Origin of the sequence: Vibrio mytili (genome assembly GCF_049563345.1) — a bacterium.
Taxonomy (GTDB): domain Bacteria; phylum Pseudomonadota; class Gammaproteobacteria; order Enterobacterales; family Vibrionaceae; genus Vibrio; species Vibrio mytili.
Map to the genome: position 1 here is coordinate 511,181 of NZ_CP110482.1, position 19,096 is coordinate 530,276.

16 protein-coding genes are annotated in these 19,096 nt (G+C 45.1%); 10 read left to right on the plus strand and 6 right to left on the minus strand.

Going from position 1 to position 19,096, the window contains the following annotated elements; genetic code table 11:
* Window positions 1-14: 14 nt before the first annotated feature.
* The 6 genes from ONE56_RS15915 to ONE56_RS15940 all read left to right on the plus strand — a co-directional run bounded on the left by ONE56_RS15915 (window position 15) and on the right by ONE56_RS15940 (window position 7,629).
* The gene (locus ONE56_RS15915; RefSeq protein ID WP_041154558.1) at window positions 15-1,268 is read left to right on the plus strand and encodes a sarcosine oxidase subunit beta family protein; all 1,254 of its coding nucleotides are present in this window, start codon (window positions 15-17) and stop codon (window positions 1,266-1,268) included.
* Window positions 1,269-1,281: 13 nt separating this feature from the next.
* On the plus strand, window positions 1,282-1,566 hold the full coding sequence (locus tag ONE56_RS15920; RefSeq protein WP_041154559.1) for a sarcosine oxidase subunit delta: 285 nt from the start codon (window positions 1,282-1,284) through the stop codon (window positions 1,564-1,566).
* A gap of 12 nt (window positions 1,567-1,578) precedes the next feature.
* A complete protein-coding gene (locus tag ONE56_RS15925; RefSeq protein WP_331438847.1) occupies window positions 1,579-4,596 on the plus strand; it encodes a sarcosine oxidase subunit alpha in 3,018 nt (1,005 codons plus the stop codon).
* Entirely contained in the window at window positions 4,589-5,257 is a 669-nt protein-coding gene (locus tag ONE56_RS15930; RefSeq protein WP_041154561.1) for a sarcosine oxidase subunit gamma, read from the plus strand. The genes ONE56_RS15925 and ONE56_RS15930 overlap by 8 nt, the downstream gene beginning before the upstream one ends.
* A gap of 111 nt (window positions 5,258-5,368) precedes the next feature.
* Complete coding sequence (purU, locus tag ONE56_RS15935; protein ID WP_041154562.1) at window positions 5,369-6,235, plus strand: formyltetrahydrofolate deformylase; 867 nt, start codon at window positions 5,369-5,371, stop codon at window positions 6,233-6,235.
* Between the two features lie 14 nt (window positions 6,236-6,249).
* Entirely contained in the window at window positions 6,250-7,629 is a 1,380-nt protein-coding gene (locus ONE56_RS15940) for an L-serine ammonia-lyase (RefSeq protein WP_331438848.1), read from the plus strand.
* A 487-nt stretch (window positions 7,630-8,116) separates the two neighbouring features.
* Here the strand turns inward: ONE56_RS15940 and ONE56_RS15945 are convergent, their stop codons facing one another.
* Window positions 8,117-9,163, minus strand: a complete 1,047-nt coding sequence (locus ONE56_RS15945) for a GlxA family transcriptional regulator (RefSeq protein WP_423841035.1) — start codon at window positions 9,161-9,163, stop codon at window positions 8,117-8,119.
* 136 nt (window positions 9,164-9,299) lie between these two features.
* The gene (amrS, locus tag ONE56_RS15950) at window positions 9,300-10,388 is read right to left on the minus strand and encodes an AmmeMemoRadiSam system radical SAM enzyme (RefSeq protein WP_423841036.1); all 1,089 of its coding nucleotides are present in this window, start codon (window positions 10,386-10,388) and stop codon (window positions 9,300-9,302) included.
* Between the two features lie 58 nt (window positions 10,389-10,446).
* On the opposite strand from amrS, the gene amrB reads away from it, so the two are divergent.
* Both amrB and amrA read left to right on the plus strand, forming a co-directional pair.
* On the plus strand, window positions 10,447-11,250 hold the full coding sequence (gene amrB, locus ONE56_RS15955) for an AmmeMemoRadiSam system protein B (protein WP_041154565.1): 804 nt from the start codon (window positions 10,447-10,449) through the stop codon (window positions 11,248-11,250).
* Window positions 11,228-11,803, plus strand: coding sequence for an AmmeMemoRadiSam system protein A (amrA, locus tag ONE56_RS15960; protein ID WP_423841037.1), 576 nt, complete (start codon window positions 11,228-11,230; stop codon window positions 11,801-11,803). Before amrB ends, amrA begins: the two co-directional genes overlap by 23 nt.
* An 88-nt stretch (window positions 11,804-11,891) precedes the next feature.
* On the opposite strand, the gene ONE56_RS15965 is transcribed toward amrA, so the two are convergent.
* The 3 genes from ONE56_RS15965 to ONE56_RS15975 form a co-directional block, all read right to left on the minus strand.
* On the minus strand, window positions 11,892-12,482 hold the full coding sequence (locus ONE56_RS15965; protein ID WP_331438922.1) for an AAA family ATPase: 591 nt from the start codon (window positions 12,480-12,482) through the stop codon (window positions 11,892-11,894).
* Window positions 12,483-12,600: 118 nt separating this feature from the next.
* Window positions 12,601-14,220: a VRR-NUC domain-containing protein gene (locus tag ONE56_RS15970; RefSeq protein ID WP_423841038.1), complete on the minus strand. Its 1,620-nt coding sequence runs from the start codon at window positions 14,218-14,220 to the stop codon at window positions 12,601-12,603.
* Between the two features lie 143 nt (window positions 14,221-14,363).
* Entirely contained in the window at window positions 14,364-15,596 is a 1,233-nt protein-coding gene (locus tag ONE56_RS15975; RefSeq protein WP_423841039.1) for an L-lactate MFS transporter, read from the minus strand.
* A gap of 625 nt (window positions 15,597-16,221) precedes the next feature.
* Here ONE56_RS15975 and ONE56_RS15980 point away from each other — a divergent pair.
* The gene (locus ONE56_RS15980; protein ID WP_041154570.1) at window positions 16,222-16,578 is read left to right on the plus strand and encodes a hypothetical protein; all 357 of its coding nucleotides are present in this window, start codon (window positions 16,222-16,224) and stop codon (window positions 16,576-16,578) included.
* Window positions 16,579-16,703: 125 nt separating this feature from the next.
* Here the strand turns inward: ONE56_RS15980 and dcuC are convergent, their stop codons facing one another.
* Window positions 16,704-18,071: an anaerobic C4-dicarboxylate transporter DcuC gene (gene dcuC, locus ONE56_RS15985; protein WP_041154571.1), complete on the minus strand. Its 1,368-nt coding sequence runs from the start codon at window positions 18,069-18,071 to the stop codon at window positions 16,704-16,706.
* Window positions 18,072-18,540: 469 nt separating this feature from the next.
* Between dcuC and ONE56_RS15990 the strand changes: the two genes are divergently transcribed.
* A complete protein-coding gene (locus ONE56_RS15990) occupies window positions 18,541-19,089 on the plus strand; it encodes a GNAT family N-acetyltransferase (protein ID WP_041154572.1) in 549 nt (182 codons plus the stop codon).
* Window positions 19,090-19,096: the final 7 nt, after the last annotated feature.

The window sequence follows — 19,096 nt, forward strand, 5'->3', positions numbered from 1 at the left end:
GAAGGAACAGACAAATGCAGCATTATTCTGGTTTTGGTCTACTTAAACACTCATTATCTCACCATGAAAACTGGCAAAGTGTTTGGCGCAATCCTACTCCGAAAAAGAAATATGATGTGATCATCATTGGTGGTGGCGGTCACGGTTTGGCGACGGCTTACTATCTAGCGAAAGAGCACGGGATTACTAACGTTGCGGTTATCGAAAAAGGTTATTTAGGTGGCGGTAATACAGCTCGTAATACAACCATCGTTCGTTCTAACTATTTATGGGATGAAGCTGCATTTCTGTATGAACATTCACTGAAGTTGTGGGATGGCTTGTCACAAGACCTCAACTACAACGTGATGTTCTCTCGACGTGGCTGTCTCAACTTAGGCCACACGTTACAAGACATGCGTGACATCGAGCGTCGCGTTGCAGCGAACCGTCTAAATGGCATCCAAGGTGAAGTGCTTGACACACAACAAGTAAAAGAACTGGTTCCGCACATGGACTGTTCTGCGAACACTCGTTACCCAATTCTTGGTGCATCTTGGCAGGCAAACGCAGGGGTCGCTCGACACGATGCGGTAGCGTGGGGCTTCGCTCGTGGCGCTGACAGCATGGGTGTTGACCTTATCCAACAAACTGAAGTGGTCGACATGATCATCGAAGACGGTGCTATTGTTGGTGTGAAAACGAACCGCTACGGTGAAATCAAGGCTGACAAAGTAGGTTGTGTGGTTGCAGGTAACTCTGGCGTGTTAGCAAAAATGGCGGGTTTTGAAATGCCATTGGAATCTCACCCTCTGCAAGCGTTGGTATCTGAGCCAATTAAACCAATTCTAGATACGGTCGTCATGTCAAACCACGTACACGGTTACGTGAGTCAATCAGACAAAGGTGATTTGGTTATTGGTGCTGGTATCGATGGTTATAACGGTTACGGTCAACGTGGCTCTTATTCCACTATCGAACATACGGTACAGGCGATCGTTGAGATGTTCCCAATTTTCTCTCGAGTACGCATGAACCGTCAATGGGGCGGTATCGTTGACACCACTGCTGATGCATGTCCGATTATGACGAAAACACCAGTTGAAAACTTATTCTTCAACTGTGGTTGGGGTACCGGTGGATTTAAAGCAACCCCTGGATCTGGCAATGTATTTGCTGCGAGCTTGGCTAAAGGTGAAATGCACGAACTTGCAGCACCTTTCTCAATGTTCCGTTTCAACAATGGTGCATTGATCGATGAACACGGTGCTGCGGGCGTAGCGCACTAACAGGAGAAGAATTATGTTTCTGATTTATTGCCCTCACTGCTGTGAGTATCGCGAAGAAGAAGAATTTCATGCCAAAGGACAGGCTCACATTACACGTCCGGTAGATGCAGACAGCTGTACTGATGAAGAATGGGGCCAATACTTATTCTTCCGTAAAAACCCACGTGGTCTTCACCATGAGATGTGGGTGCACTCAGCGGGGTGTCGCAAGTTCTTTAATATGACACGCGACACACAGACTTACGAAATTAAAGAAGTCTACAAGATCGGAGAGCAACCTTCACTGGCTGCAGAGTAAGGAGTGTTAAGGATGACACAAGTAAATCGTATTTCATCACAAAGTCGAGTCGATCAGTCCAAGTCGATCACTTTTGAATTCAATGGTAAGTCATACCAAGGTCACACTGGTGACACACTGGCTTCAGCACTACTCGCAAACGGCGTGGATGTTGTTGGTCGTAGTTTTAAATATAGCCGTCCACGGGGCATCATCGCGGCAGGGGCAGAAGAGCCGAATGCAATCTTCCAGCTTGGTGCGACAGAAGCAACTCAAGTTCCTAACATCCGTGCGACTCAACAAGAGCTCTATGACGGGCTAGTGTGTCAATCAACTAACGGCTGGCCGAACGTTGATAACGACTTTATGGGACTGGTCGGTAAAGTCGGTGGTTCGATGATGCCGCCAGGGTTTTACTACAAAACCTTTATGTACCCTAAATCCATGTGGGAAACCTACGAAAAATACATTCGTAGTGCTGCGGGCTTAGGCCGTTCACCATTAGAGAACGACCCAGACCGTTACGAAAACCTTAACCAGCATTGCGATGTACTTGTTGTTGGTGCCGGCCCTGCTGGTTTAATGGCTGCATTGACTGCTGCACGCAGTGGTGCACGCGTTATTCTTGCCGATGAGCAGAGCGAGATGGGTGGTAACCTACTCAACACTAAGGAAAAAGTTGATAATCAGCCTGCAACAGAGTGGGTGAAAGAGGTTCTCACTGAGCTAAAATCATGTCCAGAAGTGATGCTTTTACCACGTTCAACCGTGAACGGTTACCACGATCATAACTTCTTGACGATTCATGAGCGTTGCACTGATCACATTATGGATTTAGCTCCAAAACATACTGCTCGTCAGCGTCTTCACCGAGTTCGAGCTAAGTGGGTTGTATTGGCCTCAGGGTCGCATGAGCGTCCACTTGTCTTTGGTAACAATGATTTGCCAGGCAGCATGCTATGTAGTGCAGTATCTACGTACATTAACCGTTACGCTGTCGTTCCGGGCGAAAAGCTTGCTGTAATGACAACTAATGACAGCGGTTATCAGACAGCGCTGGATTGGCACGAAGCTGGACGTACGGTGAGTGCGGTTGTGGATACACGTGTAAATGCAGACAGCGAACTCATTCAGCGTGTGATTAAAGCAGGGATTCGTGTCATCAAAGGCGCTGCGATTATTGAAGCAACAGGCAGCAAGCGCGTGACTGGTGTACGTATCAATAAGCTTGATGCAACCGGCAAGAAAGTCGAAGGTTCGAGCGAGACATTACAAGTCGATACTGTTGCAACGTCTGGTGGCTACAGCCCAGCCGTGCACCTTTCTTGTCATACAGGCAGCCGCCCAGTATGGAACGAAGAAGTGATTGGTTTTGTTCCTGGCGAAACAAAGCAGAAGCAGCTTATCGCTGGTGCAATCAATGGCAACTTTACAACCAAAGGCGCGATGCAAGAGGGCATTGAAGCGGGCAACAAAGCGATTCAAGAGCTTGGCCTAAGTGCAGTGGATGTTACGTTGCCAACGACTGATGACGTTTCGGTAGCAAAACCAATGGCATTGTTCCATATTCCACATCCGAAAAAGACATCGAAAGCACCAAAACAATTTGTTGATTTCCAAAACGATGTAACCGCTGCAGGTATCGAGTTAGCTTGTCGTGAAGGTTTTGAGTCTATCGAGCATGTTAAGCGTTATACCGCCATGGGCTTTGGTACTGACCAAGGTAAACTGGGCAACATCAACGGTATGGCAATCGCTGCGAACGCGTTGAATAAGTCGATTCCTGAAACAGGCACAACGATCTTCCGTCCGAACTACACGCCGGTTACTTTCGGTGCAATAGCGGGACGTCACTGTCAAGAGCTGTTCGATCCTAAGCGTTACACTGCAATGCACCAGTGGCATTTAGACAATAGCGCAGAGTTTGAAGATGTAGGTCAATGGAAACGTCCATGGTACTTCCCTAAATCTGGCGAAACCATGCAACAGACCCTGGATCGTGAATGTCTGGCGGTACGTAATTCTGTCGGTATTCTTGATGCCTCAACGCTCGGTAAGATTGATATTCAAGGTAAAGACGCTCGTGAATTCTTAGGTCGTATCTACAGTAATGCTTGGGCCAAACTTGCAGTCGGTAAGTGTCGCTACGGCTTAATGTGTGGCGAAGACGGAATGGTATTCGACGATGGCGTAACGTCTTGTCTCGCAGAGAACCACTTCTTGATGACGACCACAACAGGTGGTGCAGCCCGTGTTCTTGAGTGGTTGGAACTGTACCATCAAACAGAGTGGCCAGAGCTTGAAGTGTATTTCACATCTGTGACGGATCACTGGGCAACCGCGACAATTTCTGGACCAAACAGCCGCAAACTGCTTCAAGAGCTGACCGATTGTGACTTAAGCAAAGAAAATTTTGCGTTTATGGATTGGAAACAAGCGACGGTTGCTGGTGTACCAGCTCGTATATTCCGAATTTCATTCACAGGTGAACTGTCTTTCGAAATCAATGTGCAAGCTAACTACGGCTTACATGTTTGGAAAAAACTGTTCGAACATGGCGCTAAATTCGATCTTACGCCGTACGGCACAGAAACGATGCATATATTACGTGCAGAAAAAGGTTTCATCATTGCTGGTCAAGATACCGATGGCAGTGTCCATCCGTACGACCTAGGTATGGGTTGGTGTGTTGCGAACAGCAAACCATTTAGCTTCATTGGTAAGCGAGGTATGGCTCGTGAAGATTGTGTAAGAGAAAACCGTAAACAGCTGGTTGGCCTTAAAACAATTGACCCTAATGTTGTCATCCCAGAAGGCTCACAGGGTGTGATCGATCCGAATGCGCCGATTCCTGTACCAATGGTTGGTCACATTACTTCAAGTTACTGGAGTGCAAACCTAAATCGCAGTATCGCAATGGGCTTTGTTAAAGGTGGCTTGGACCGAATGGGAGAGAAGGTCTTCTATCCACAAGCGGATGGTAGCGTGATTGAAGCGGAAATTTGCAGCACTGTATTTTTGGATCCAAAGGGAGAGCGCCAACATGTCTGATACAACTTTGATTGAACAAGAAAATGCACAACCATTGGTTGATCTGATGAACCAAATCCCTGGTGGTGAGATTTTTGGTGAGTCTCCTTTGCATCACGCTGATCTCGATAAACTGGCAAGCATGCCACCGGATCGCCAAGGTGTGATTTTGAAAGAAGTAAAGCTGATGGGACACCTAACTTTGCGTTGTAATCCAGAAAACAAAGATATTATCGATACGGTGTCTTCTATTCTAGGTTTCTCGCTGCCATTGGAGCCATTAACATCAACGTCAAAAGGTGAGTATACCGCACGTTGGTTATCTCCGGATGAATGGCTTATTACCGTGCCTGGTCTAGCCGCATTTGATGTGGAAACTGCGTTCCGTGAGCAAGTAAAAGGGCATTATTCGTTGGTTAACGGCAGTGGTGGCTCGACAATTTTAGAGTTATCCGGCGCTCATGCTGTTGATGTACTTAAAAAGTCAACACCGATTGATGTTCATCTCGACGAGTTCCCAGTCGGCAAAGTGGTTTCCACTATCTTTGCGAAAAGTGGCGCGATCATTCGTCGCTTGGAAGAAGATAAGTTCGAGCTGGTTGTCCGCCGTAGCTTTGCAGACTACTTATGGCTATGGATTCAAGATGCAAGTTTAGAGTTTGGTTTGTCCATCGCTAAATAGACGTTGCTAAATAGCCAACTGGCTAATGCTAACTGAAAGCAAACTGAACCTAACTAGGTTGTTATCGAGCCGGTACGGTAAGTACCGGCTACACCATGAGTAGAGGGAACTATGGAAAATTCAACTCAAACTTGGATCCTTACCGCACATTGTCCAAGTGTCGCTGGTACGGTAGACGTTGTTACGCGCTATCTGGCGAGTGTTGGTCACTATATCAATGAGATTCAATCATTTGATGATCGCGCTACGGGGCAGTTTTTTATTCGTATTGAGTTTATTCCTGCTGAACCTGATTTTGACCCTCAGCAATTTGATTCAGAGTTTGGTGTCAGAGCGAAAGATTTTGCGATGGAATGGAACCTCACAGCATCCGGACACCGCATGCGCATGGCAATTTTGGTTTCAAAATACGATCACTGTTTGAACGATTTACTTTATCGCTTTCGTACAGGACAGTTGAATGTCGAAGTTCCAGTAATCATCTCAAATCACCCAGATTTAGAAGAGTTGGCCAAGTGGCATGGCATTCCTTACCATCATTTGCCGATTACGCCCGAAACGAAGGCGGATCAAGAAGCAGAAATCGTTCGCCTACTCGAAGAGTATGACATCGAATTGGTTGTTCTTGCTCGTTACATGCAAATTCTGTCTCCGTGGTTATGCGAGCGATTAAGCGGACGTGCGATTAACATTCACCATTCGTTGTTGCCTGGCTTTAAAGGTGCGCGTCCTTATCATCAGGCTTGGGAAAAAGGCGTGAAGATGGTCGGTGCGACGGCTCATTATGTGAACAATGATTTGGATGAAGGACCGATCATTTCACAGGGTCTTCAAGAAGTAGGGCACGCCCACTATCCAGAAGACTTGATTGCAAAAGGCCAAGATGTTGAGCGTATTACCTTGTTTAATGCGGTCAAACACCATGTGGAGAAACGGGTATTTTTATCCGGTACTCGCACTATTATTCTTAGTCATTGATAGGAGTGATAAGGATGTCTATCAGTGTTTTTGATTTGTTTAAAATTGGCGTAGGGCCATCGAGTTCTCATACCGTTGGACCTATGGTCGCAGCTAAACGTTTTTCTGATGAGCTTGATGAGTTAGATCTTATCGATCAAACGCAGCGAGTTGTCGTCAAGTTAATGGGGTCACTGAGCGCGACAGGCGTCGGCCATGGAACTGATTCTGCGGTGATGGTAGGGCTGATGGGAGAGCTCCCTGACACTGTTGATACCACGATGATACCGGTGATCACCAAAGAGTTAAAACAAGGTGGTGACCTGTGGCTAAAACGTAAAAAACTTGTGCACTTCGATTGGGAAAATGACATGAAGTTTTTACGTGAAGTTCATCCTTATCACCCAAATGCGATGGAAATAATAGCCATCGGTGATGCAGGTAAAACGCTATATAGAAATATTTACTTCTCGGTAGGTGGTGGATTCATTCTCGATAAGAAAGAAGCCAATTCGGAGAGTTTAACTTCTGAGGAAGCGTTACTTCCTTATGACTTTAATAGTGGCGAAGAGCTGCTTGAGTTGTGCAAACAACATCAATTAAGTATCAGTGAATTGATGTTGGAGAACGAAAAAGTATGGCGAACAGAGCAAGAAATCAGAGATGGCTTGCTGACTATTTGGCATGCGATGAAGTCTTGTATTTCCAATGGACTGAGTGCTGAAGGCGTATTGCCTGGTGGGCTCAATGTGAAGAGGCGGGCAAAGAAATTATTCGATTCTTTGGTTTATTGCCAAAACCCAAACGTCATCAGCTCGACGTTAAGTGGTATGGATTGGGTGAACTTATACGCACTAGCGGTTAATGAAGAAAATGCCGCTGGTGGTCGTATGGTTACGGCTCCTACAAATGGAGCTGCTGGGATCATTCCAGCGGTATTAATGTATTTTAAAGAATTTACCCCTGATTGTTCTGACGAACAAGTCGTCGACTTTCTGCTGACGGCGGCTGCCATTGGTATTTTGTGTAAGAAAAATGCCTCTATCTCAGGTGCTGAAGTAGGGTGTCAGGGGGAAGTTGGCTCCGCTTGCGCGATGGCGGCAGCGGGTGTTTGTGCTGTGCTTGGTGGTAATCCACTGCAAATCGAAAATGCGGCAGAAATCGGATTGGAACATAACCTTGGATTAACTTGTGACCCAGTTGGTGGGCTAGTACAAGTGCCTTGCATCGAACGTAATGCGATTGCTGCAATGAAAGCCATTAATGCGGCTCAGATGGCGTTGAGAGGTGATGGAGAACATTTCGTCTCTCTTGATAAAGTGATCAAAACCATGCGTGATACTGGTCTTGATATGCAAGACAAATACAAAGAAACATCAACAGGTGGCTTAGCTGTTAATGTGATCGAGTGTTGATATCTTTCTCTCGTCTTAGGGTCTGTTGACGTTTCGAGATGATTTTTGCAGCAGTTTGTGGGTTCTTTATACAAGGCAGAGGCTTTGAAATGTAGTTGCTCTACCTGATAAGCCGATAACGCAGTAGAAAGGAGCCACAAACGCTGCCCGAAGGGTTCGAGCTGGGCGCCCCCGCTAAAAGCGTTTTACTCTTTGTTGAGAGGTGTTTTGCTTAGAATGACTAGGCTACAAACCTCTCGCCGCGATTAAAACGGCTTTTGACTAGGCGTCCCCATCCGAACAAAATTTAACCGCGAAACGTCAACAGACCCTAGATATCAATTCTTTAATCGGGGATAAGCCAAGAAGGCACAGAGTGATCTGTGCCTTCATCTTTTTTGCTCAGCGTTTGTGTTTTACTAACGGCTTGAGCTCTTTTAGCGCGAGTGTTCTTCTGGCGTGAATGTTCTTTTAGCGTGCGTGCTCTTTTAGTGTAACTGCTGTTCTTTTAGCTGCGAGAGAAATGGTGCGCTGGATTATTCTTGATATTTTGACGCAGTTGACTTGGCGTATAACCAAAATAGTCTTTAAAACAGTTGCTAAAGTGGCTGCTGCTGACAAAGCCACAGCTCAGGCCCACCTGGATAATAGGCTCTCTTTTTTCTTCTAATTCGGTATGGGCAAACAGCAGACGCAGCTTCAAATAATACCGTGAAGGTGAAATGTCTAAATGGGTTTGGAACAGCCGCTCTAACTGTCTTCGCGACATATTTAAAAAACGCGCGAGCTCATCTGGAGTCAGGGGTTCTTCAATATTCGCCTCCATCAGAGATATTGCGTCCTCTAACGCTTCTGGCCGAGCCAACGCATCCATTGTTCGCTTGTTACTCGTCTTAGTGTGCAAAATCGCCTGTCTCCCTTCGGAGGCTTGATCGCAGCTTAGAATTTCTCTTACCGCACGTACTAATGTCTTATCAAATTGATCTTCAATAATAGTGAGCATCATTTCCATGGCACTGTTTGGACCCGCGCAACTTGCACTCTGGTTTGTGACCTCATAAGTGTGTGTCGACAGGGACAATGTGGGAAATGTGGTATGGATGAACTGGTGGCTGTTTGGGTGGACGGCACAAGCAGTCTTATCTTCAATTACCTCTGCATGTGCTAAGGCAACTGTTCCGTTCCAAATGCTTCCTAAGCTGACCTGCTGCTTATGGGCAGAAGATAAACAATCGCTCAAGTCTGCAGACGGTGAAGTGCTGCAACGATAACCTCCACAAACAAATAACCAATCTAGCACGCCCCTATTGTGCAGATTCAAAGATGCAACGGTTGCATCGGTTGCGATATCTATTCCGATATCGCTAAGCACCTTACGGGAATCAATACCAAAAGTTTGGATATGAAACAATTCTGTTTCATGCACTAGATTTGCGGTAATCAGTACATCCATCGCCGCAGTGAAAGCCATTAAGGAGAAGTGCGGCTGAAGAATAAAACCGATTCTAATTGGAGGTTGGGTCGATTGTGTGGCTGATGGCGGTGTTGCCTGCATTTACTTTTCACTCATATACAAAGAGGCTGTCCTTTAAAGAGATACGGTATCTCTGGTGTATTTTTAACATACTACAAGCTAGACAACTATACCCAAATAATCTCAATCAGTATGGTCCAATCAGACATAGGGGTGGTTAGCTACGATGTATCGACACGGGAATCCGTCGAGCGCCAAAGTTTTCTTTTGAGCTAGCGAATCGTCCCGGAATTTTATGGCCACAATGTATGCACTGTCCGGCTTCATTCAGGGCATACTCACCAAGCTGATACCAGTCTCTCTCAATAACTTGGCTACCGCAATTTGGGCAGTATGTGGCGTCAGAATCAGGATCATGAACATTACCACAGTACACAAAATGTATGCCGTGCGAGCGTGCTATGTGGCGTGCTCGATGCAATGTGGTTAACGGTGTTCTTTCTTTATTAAGCATTTTGAAGTCAGGATGAAAGGCGCTGAAATGCATAGGAACATCGGGTCCTAAGTTGTCAAATACCCACTGACACATGGCGTTGAGCTCTTCATCACTGTCGTTTTCACCGGGAATGAGCAGAGTGGTGAGCTCCAACCAAACATCCGTTTCATGCTTCACGTACAGTAAGGTATCAAGCACGGGTTGTAAGTGACCATGGCAAATTTTGTGGTAGAAGTGCTCAGTAAACCCTTTTAAGTCGATGTTTGCCGCATCCATATGTCGGTAGAATGCTTCTCTTGGCTCATCACATATATAACCAGCACTCACTGCAACGCTCTTTAGCCCCAGTGCATGGGCCGCGACTGCTGCATCGACAGCGTACTCCATAAATACAACGGGGTCGTTGTAGGTAAAGGCCAAACTTTTACAGCCATATTTGAGTGCTGTATTCGCTAATTCTTCTGGCATGGCAGTGTCACATAAGGTATCAAACTCACGAGATTTACTGATATCCCAGTTTTGGCAGAATTGGCAGCTTAGATTGCACCCTGCAGTACCAAAGCTCAGTACACTGGAGCCAGGGAAAAAATGGTTGAGAGGCTTCTTTTCTATTGGATCAATACAAAAACCCGACGACCGACCGTAGCTGGTGAGTACAATCTCTCCTTCCTTATGCATGCGAACAAAACACGCTCCACGCTTGCCTTCTCGAAGAGTGCATTTGCGTGGGCATACATCGCAGCAAACACGGCCGTCTGCAAGAGCGTGCCAGTACTGAGTTGGAAAATAATCCGGAGGTGTAGTTCGCATAGTGAATTCGTCCTCGAATGACCTACACTGAAAGTATAGTTGGTACTGTAGGTGTGTTATGAAATATCGAGAACCCGCGGTGGCTGGAAAATTTTATCCCGCAACAGATAATGAGCTTAGAAGCCAACTGGCCAGCTATTTTTCTCAGCAATCTCTTTTCTCTGTGACACCAAAGGCACTGATTGTGCCTCACGCAGGCTATTTTTATTCTGGAGAAGTAGCAGCCAAGGCATATCGGATACTAAGCCATAGCCAGCATCGGTGTTCACACGTCGTGTTGCTCGGTCCAAGCCATTGTGTTGCTCTTAATGGTTGTGCCGTTCCAACTAGCGATGTGTTTGTTACCCCGATGGGAGAGGTTGCTATTGATCGTCAGAGTGTGGATGCTCTGGTGTCACTCGGCTTAGTCATCGAGTCGGATCGGGCGCACCATTGGGAGCACTCATTAGAAGTTCAGCTTCCCTTTTTGCAATATTGCCTAGATGATTTCACATTGTTGCCGATCGTAGTCGGGCAAGTTCAGCCCGGTAACGTGAGCCAAATATTCGCAACCATCGTTCAAGATCCCGACACGTTGATTGTGGTTAGCAGCGACCTTAGCCATTACCACCCATATAAAGAGGCAAACAATATTGACGCGGACACCATCAAACATGCTTTAGCGTTTGATAGCCATATTCACCCAAATCAAGCATGTGGTTGCCATGCGATTAATGGGCTGCTTGACTACGCTAAGACGCAACAGTGGCTGATTGATTGTGTAGAGTACACGAATTCCGGAGACGTGATGGCTCACCATGAAAATCGTGCACCTTCACCGTTAGATCAAGTGGTTGGGTATGCCAGTTTTGTCTTGTATTAAGTTAAATGAACAAGCTCGTCGCTCATTGTTAGAAATGGCTTGGCGAGTGCTGGATAACGCGCTGAAAGGCCATGGGCTACAGTTGCCGCCAGAGCCCACAGAGCCAGAGTTACTCGTTCCTGCCGCGTGCTTTGTGACATTACACCAAAATGAGCAACTTCGGGGCTGTATTGGATCCCTGGAGGCAACCGAACCTTTATGGTTAAACGTATGTCATAACACTTACTCGAGTGGATTTCGGGATCGGCGCTTTTTACCCCTCTCTGCGGAGGATCGTGCTGGTTTGAGCTTGGATATTTCTATACTGTCTGATCTTATCCCGATGAAAAATGAGGGTGAACCCGCGTTATTGGCGAAGCTTCGTCCAAGTAAAGATGGACTTTTGCTCGAGGACGAGTTTCACCATGCCGTGTTTTTGCCTTCGGTTTGGGAAGTATTGCCGACAGCAGAGCAATTTGTAACTGCATTAAAGCAAAAGGGTGGATGGCCGCAATCGTATTGGCATAACCATATCAAGCTTTACACCTTCACGACCGAGGTTATCCGTGATTAGCAATACTGCTCGGGAATAGCAATACAGTTCGGGATTAATAATACTGCTCAGGATTAACATTACGCTTCATGACGAAAAACCACTGCCCTTAAGGAACAGGGTAACGGTTTATGACGTTTTCCAATGTCATAATTCCAAACATTATCTTTCTTACAAACGACTCAGAACTGCCAACAAAGTAAAAATGGGGATGTCTCGACCATATTTTTTGCAGCTTTTTATCCAGATTCGCCGCCTCTGCTAACGTCTCGTTTCTAGTTGGGTTATTACTGCTGATGTCTTGCCCAGAAGATGCTGCCGTTTCAAAAAATATCACGGCATCATAGCGTGACATTTCGGTTTCGAAGGTTGAATTGACTTGTTCGAAAAAGTCTTCTTCTGAGTTAGGCCAGTATGCGAGACCGTCTAACGAACCTCGGTCACACACCAGTAACCGATCGGGATATTGAATTCTATGAATGTCTTCTAAATTTTTTTGTAGCTGGAAAATGGTTTTTTGCACCATTTTTGTCGCTGGCTCGGTACCTGACCTCATGACACCACCAGAGAACAGCAAAGTCGCAGCTTCGGGAACGACGACGATTTGGTCTTTGAGCTCTCGACGAAATAAATCCAATGCGGTGGTTTTTCCTCCACCCGGACCACCTGTCACCACAACTTGCAACTGTCTTTGCGCCATGAGTAGACTCCACTATATGGTTTGATACATAAAGTTTAGTCAAAGCAGAAGAGAATGTTGGCATACCCAATTGATCAGTAACATGATTTGCGTACTTTTCTGGTTTACTCCTAACCAGCTAGCGCGATGCCTTGTGATTGATATAACACACAGAAAAGGGCACGTTTAAGCGATGAAATTCTTTTATCCAACGCCACTGATTGTCTTGGAGTTTATCGCCGGGCCCTTTCACTTCAATCCACTCAAATTGCTCATCTTTAAACATAATCAGATCTGGCATTCCATTACGATACAACTTTAGGTCGCTCAATTGTACTTTGAACAGTGACAGTAACAGTGAGATTGGAATAGTCGTGAGTGACATGCTCACTAATTCTTTACTCACATAGGACCATTGAACTAAGGGATTACTGATACCGTATTTGTCGTCATATCGAGTGAGTAGAGTGGTGTGGTCATGAACCAATTGCTGCATTGCTTCATCAATCAATGTCTTGCGTTTATCTACGAAATCCGAGTGGTACAAATCTAGAGGGCGGTGCTGATAAGCATTAATGAAGGCGCCTTCAATAGGGGCAAAAATAGCATCCCATATCGTCAGCCCTAATAGTGCGTTGAGTAATGTATTTTCTGCGTAGAATACTGTCCACCCAAGGCGCTCAAAGTACGTTTTGGTAGCGAGTTCGACCCGCTGGTGGGATAAATCCAGTTCAAGGTGATACTCATTGCATTTTGGCTTGGGTATTCTGGGGACTTTTTCCCCTAGCTTACGTTTAACGCGTTGTTCTAGTTTCTGTCCGACTTCAAACTCAGAAATATTCAATGGCGTGGTGAGTATTTCAGTGACAGTGTCACTAAAGAAATCGTTTTGTTCGAGCTTGTCGTAAATGCGCGCTCGACGTTCTCTGCTAGGTGCTAGCTTGGTTTGTTCAAAAAGGGTGAGTGCAATACTGAGTTCATTGATACGTTCATAGTCTCGAGCGATATCGTTGATGATGTGCTCACGTTTGCGATTGACATAATCATGGTCTGTTGCCGCGGGTAGGGCTGCGATAAGGAGATCGAGATTTGCTTTTTCTTTTCTATCGAACTGCCAATACAAAGCGGATATCTGGCTCAATTCAATGAGGAGATCGACTTGAGAACGAGATTCAAAGAACCGACATTCTTTGCTAAGTTGGTATGTCTCGAACTGATGTAAACCGAGATCATCAAGGACGAACTGACTGAGATCTTGGTGTGTATTGGCAAAAAACAGGGTCAACAATACATCAATCATGTGTGCTGAATTTAGCTTGACGATGTCGAATTGAAGTACCGCGTACTGTTCGAACTCAGTATTTGGTAAGCGTTCTACTAAGTCATTTTTTTTTAAAGATTTTTGCTGTTCAGAAAAGAGAGTTAAGATTTCGGGTTTCGTGAGCAATTGTGCCGCTAACTCTTGGTGAGTCATAGCGGGGTTGAGCTCAATAAACCCAGACGTATTGAGTGTAGAGAGTGCGCGTGTAATAGAAGGGATTTCCGGATAGTTGAGCTTATCACTACGGAACCAGCGTCCTTTCCGACTGAATAAGCGCACCAACAAGCACTGCGACTTCTTGTCTAGCTGACGAAACTCGGAAATCCATTGATGTTCTTCTTCAGAGAGTAAATCACTATACCACGTTGTTGCGTGGTGGATGAGTTTGAAAAAGTTATCCAGATAATAATCCGGAGCGAGGTCGATGGTTTGTTTCATAATCTGATACGTCAAAAATTAAAAAAGCTTACCCTTGTTAGGGTAAGCTTTTTCGTCAACAAATCAACGTGCTTACTGACTAATACTTACGTTCAATCCGTATTCACGTCAACTCAATACGTACGCAGACTAACCTAATACGCTTAGGCGTTTTTCAATTCAGTGACTTTTGCGTCTGAAAGTGGTTTGGTGATCAGCGCGAGTACAATACAAACGGCCATCATTGCTGCTGAAATAGTATAGGCGAGACTGTACGCATTTCCGTTAGTCATGGAGAAGCCAACAACCGCAGCGCCAATCGCACCACCAATTCCCCATGCTGTGTAAAGTACACCATAGTTTGTGCCGTAGTTTTTCAGTCCGTAAAACTCCGCAGTCAGTGTCGGGAAGACGGCAAGCAGGGTACCGTATCCGACCGCTGCGATCGCGGTACCGATGATCAGCGTAAACTCTGAGTCAAAGGTTGCGAACAGAACCATGTTGATTCCTTGTAGAACAAATGCCAGCAACAACGTCCGCACACCGCCAATCTTGTCGGCAAGTATACCAGCAGCCACGCGACCGCCCGAATTGAATACGGCTAAAATAGAGGCGAGATAGACCGCGTTTGGCAGATTCGCTTGCACGCTTGCTATGGTCGTGATGTTACCGATGATCATTAGGCCAACCGACGCAGCAAACGCGTACATGATCCAAAGCGAGTAAAACTGAGGCGTTTTTAGCATGGCTTTCCAGCTCAAATCTTCGCTGCTTTTAACGGCTTGCGGTTCTTGGCCAGGTTTTAATTTTGGCGCTGCTGGAGTGTAGTCAGCAGGTGGGTTATTGATGGTTGCAGCCAGAGGTACCGCAATTGCCAAAATACCAACACCAAGAACTAAGAAGCTGGTTTGTATACCCATACTGTCAATTAAAGACGCTGTGACAGGAGCAAGATAAATAGCCGCCAAGCCAAAGCCTGCGGCAATAATGCCATTGACCATGCCTTTCTTAGAGGAGTGGAACCATTTCATTGCGGAAGGAGATAGACAAGCGTAACCGAAGCCAATGCCCGCACCTGTGATGACGCCAAACGTCACGTTGAGCATCATAGGCGTGCTCACAAAGCTAGAAGCGATCATCCCCAGACCAGTTAATACTGTGCCCAAGATGAGAATTAATCGAGGTCCCATTCGATCTTGGAGAATACCAGCAACAAGAAGGCAAATAGAAAAAGTGATTGTTGCTGTTGCGTAAGGGGCAGAGGCTTCTGCTGCGCTCCATCCGGATTCTGTGACCAAGGCTTTATTGAACACACTCCAAGCGTATAGGATGCCTAGGCAGAGGTTGATGCAGAACCCTGCAATCAGGATGCGCATTGCTTTATCAATCTTGCTCATTTCTATTCTCAATTGTCGCTTTCGATAAGGATAAGTGTGCCTTCTTCGCAAAATGTGCCGCAAAAGTTGGGACGCCTTATCAAAAAGGAAGTTTATTTAAAGACTCATTTATTAAAAATTAGTTTGCGTTTTTCAACATATAACGCAATGGGCGCGGATTATAACCGATAAAGATGTGATTGGAATCTCTTTTTGGCTGCGATTTTAAAAAATAATTGAAGATGTAAACGTAAGTGTTTCTGATAGGGCATTCACTGTTTAATGAATAAGGCTTTTCTATTGCGACTTTGTTTATAGCTTTAGCAACCTCAACTGCAATCCACTACTGGCGAGGGGGGACGTGTCCAATTCACACTTTAAGTAAAAATAATCACGCTATTTTTTGTGTTAACTATCTGTAAATAGATTTATGGAAGTGGCCTATCTGAACGCTAACTACTGGATGCAAAGGAGTTCTTGAATTTGAGATGTTAACTAGTTGTAATTACAGAAAAGGAATGTCGATTTTGGTTACAAAATGAGCAAAAAATGCACTTGAAATTGGACATTAGATAGCGAGAATGGAGTGGAAAATGAGTTTTCATTTATGAAGGGATGCTTTTTTAAATTTGTTGTGAGGTGACTTATGAAAATGTTCTTATTGCTCATGGCTTCTGTATCTGCGGGTGTTGCATCTGCCGATCATTTCCATTCCTTTATGCTCGGTTTATCTGTGGCGTCTTTGGCGGTGGGAAGTTGCTACTTTTTTGCTTTCCGTAGCTCGCGTTTCCCTCAGTTAGCGCTGCTTTTACTGATCTGCGGTATGTTATCCAAGTTGGGCATTACCGTTGCTGGCGTGATGTGGGGGATGTCTGCTGAAGTGATTACGTCTCCGATTGTGTTTGCCTTATCGTACTTCTTTTTCTCTCTGGCGGTCACTTACTTGTGGTTCAGTTACCGTCAAAGCATAACTCCAGTACCTAAATGTATGAAAACAGCATAAATAATCTATAGTGTTTTGGTACTGCCAAGTAAATGTGTAAACACATTTCAGGACGAGACAGGATTCAAAAAAGGCCGATGAGTTTTCACTTATCGGCCTTTTTATTGCGACTTTAAAATCGTAATTTATAGCGTCATTGGTACCAGTACCATTGTGCCGAAGATAACAGTAATCAAACCTGCAATCACAGGAACCGAAGTACGTTTAACCACTTCGAAAGGACTGATGTTTGCCATACCGGATGTTGCCACGATAACGCCAGATACAGGAGAGATTGTACGACCTAAGTTAGATGCTTGTAGCATTGGGATAATCAGGAACGCAGGGTTTAGCCCCATTTTCGCTGCTAGCGATGGAGCGAGTTCTACGAATGCATAGAAAGGCGCGTTACCAGAACCTGTTGCGATAGCTGCAGCAACTGTCAAACCTGTCAACAGCAACATTAGTGCTACACCGCCGGCACCCGCTTGGTCTGCAAGATGAAGTAGGTTATCGATCGCGCCGATAGACATAAGACCTTGAGCAAATACACCAGCTGCGACCAATAGCATAACCACGCCTTTAAACGCGTCTGCCATACCCACATAACATGCATCCAAGTCTTCTAGTGACTTCTTACCATCAAATTTATTCACGACATAGTGAATCAACGCACCAATAAAGATAGAAAGCACAACGATAGTGTAAATATCTAGCGTGATACCAGGAATCGTACGGCCATTGAATAAGAAAACACCGAAGATTGGCAAAAATGGTAGCACGGCGTAGAAAGCGGGTGCGTCGGCTTCAATATCTGAAACGTCGATTTTTTCCATTGGCGTATTTTGTTTCTTATCTAGGTATTTGTTCCAGAAGAAAGCCGCTGCCGCCATGACGATAATTGCGCTAATGGAAACAGGAAGTACGGTTTGTACAGCAAAAACATCCAGAGCAAGACCTGACTTTTCTGCCGCAATAACAACATCTCCCGACGTAGGAGATAGAATGATTGCTGCAGGTGATGCACACACGGCTGCGGCTGCTGGACGAGAAATACCCATGGCTACCATCATAGGGAATAGCGTGGCCATTAAAAGTACACCCAAACCAGTTGCTGAACTTACTGCTAGAGACATCAAACATGCAACAATATAGGCAGCTACTAGTAAAACGTAGGGAGACTTGATCACAGAAAGTGGTTTTGAGAACTGTTTTACGACAACGTTATTTGCACCGATGTGTGTCATGTAAGATGCAAAGCCACATAGCAGCATGATTTGCATACCTAAGCCACCACCGCGATACTGAAGCATGTACTTCACGTATTCTAGTGAATCCGTCACCATACTACCTGTTGAGGTGATCTGTTCAGGTAAAACTTGATGGCCCAAAACGCCAGTTAGTAGTAATAAGGAAATACCAGCAGTTAGCAGAACGCCTGCTGCCTTGTAACCTTTGACAATGAAGTAGCCAACCGCGATGGTTACCACCAAGCCAATTAATAGCTCTAACATAAAGTCTCCAGATGTTATGAAAGAAAAGAAAAAAACTGTTTCAGATTATGACATGGAATGTACAGAATTCTTTCTTGTGGCACGAGACCAATCTGGCACTAGCATGATCTAAAACAAATTATAACTTTTAATAATGGCCTTAATGGTGACTTTTTATCTTGCCAATCGTTTGCGCTAGGGTTTTATATGCTGAAAATTTGGTCTGGTTTCGTATTATGTAACGATTGGATAATGGTGTAGAAAAGTACTCATTTTAGAATCTTGAAGTCATTTTGGTTTTGTCTTTACGTATTGTTGACTTCTATCGGAATATCATTCGGAGGTTTTGCTTTTAATTAAATAATCGGTAGTATTAAACCATGGCTTTGGCGTTAAAAATGGAAAATTAGCCATAAATTTACAGAACATATGGTTTAAAGTGCCAAGACTGTGTAGAGAAGCAGAAGATATAACTAAATAGGAATGCGTAATGGATTTACGACTAGCAGAATATAAGGACTACGAGCGCATCGCGCAGTTGCACTCTGATAATTGGAAGCGAGATTATCGGGGAATTCTTAGCGACGAGTACCTAGATCAGCAGGCCGCTGACGACAAGCAACTAATTTGGCAAACTCGACTAACAAACCCTCCTTTCAATCAACATATCGTGCTTGCCGAAGAGGGTGGGTTGCTGATTGGCTTCGTGTGTGTGTTTGGTAATCACGATTTCGAGCGTGGTACATTCATTGAGTCGCTTCATGTCGACGAAAGCTATCGCGGACGTGGCACTGGCAAACAACTGCTACTTGCGGTTGCTGAGTGGGTACAACATTATTTTAAAGATACTGGGTTGTATCTTGAAGTCGTTTCACAAAACACATCTGCTATTGAATTCTATAGACATATAGGAGGTCAGGAATGCCAAGAACGAATTTGGCATGCTCCTGGCGGTTCAGAGGTCATGGAAAAAGTGTTCCTATGGCCAAATGCAGAATCACTGGTCAGTGGTATCGAAGAGCATGTGATTTATTCGTAGTATACGA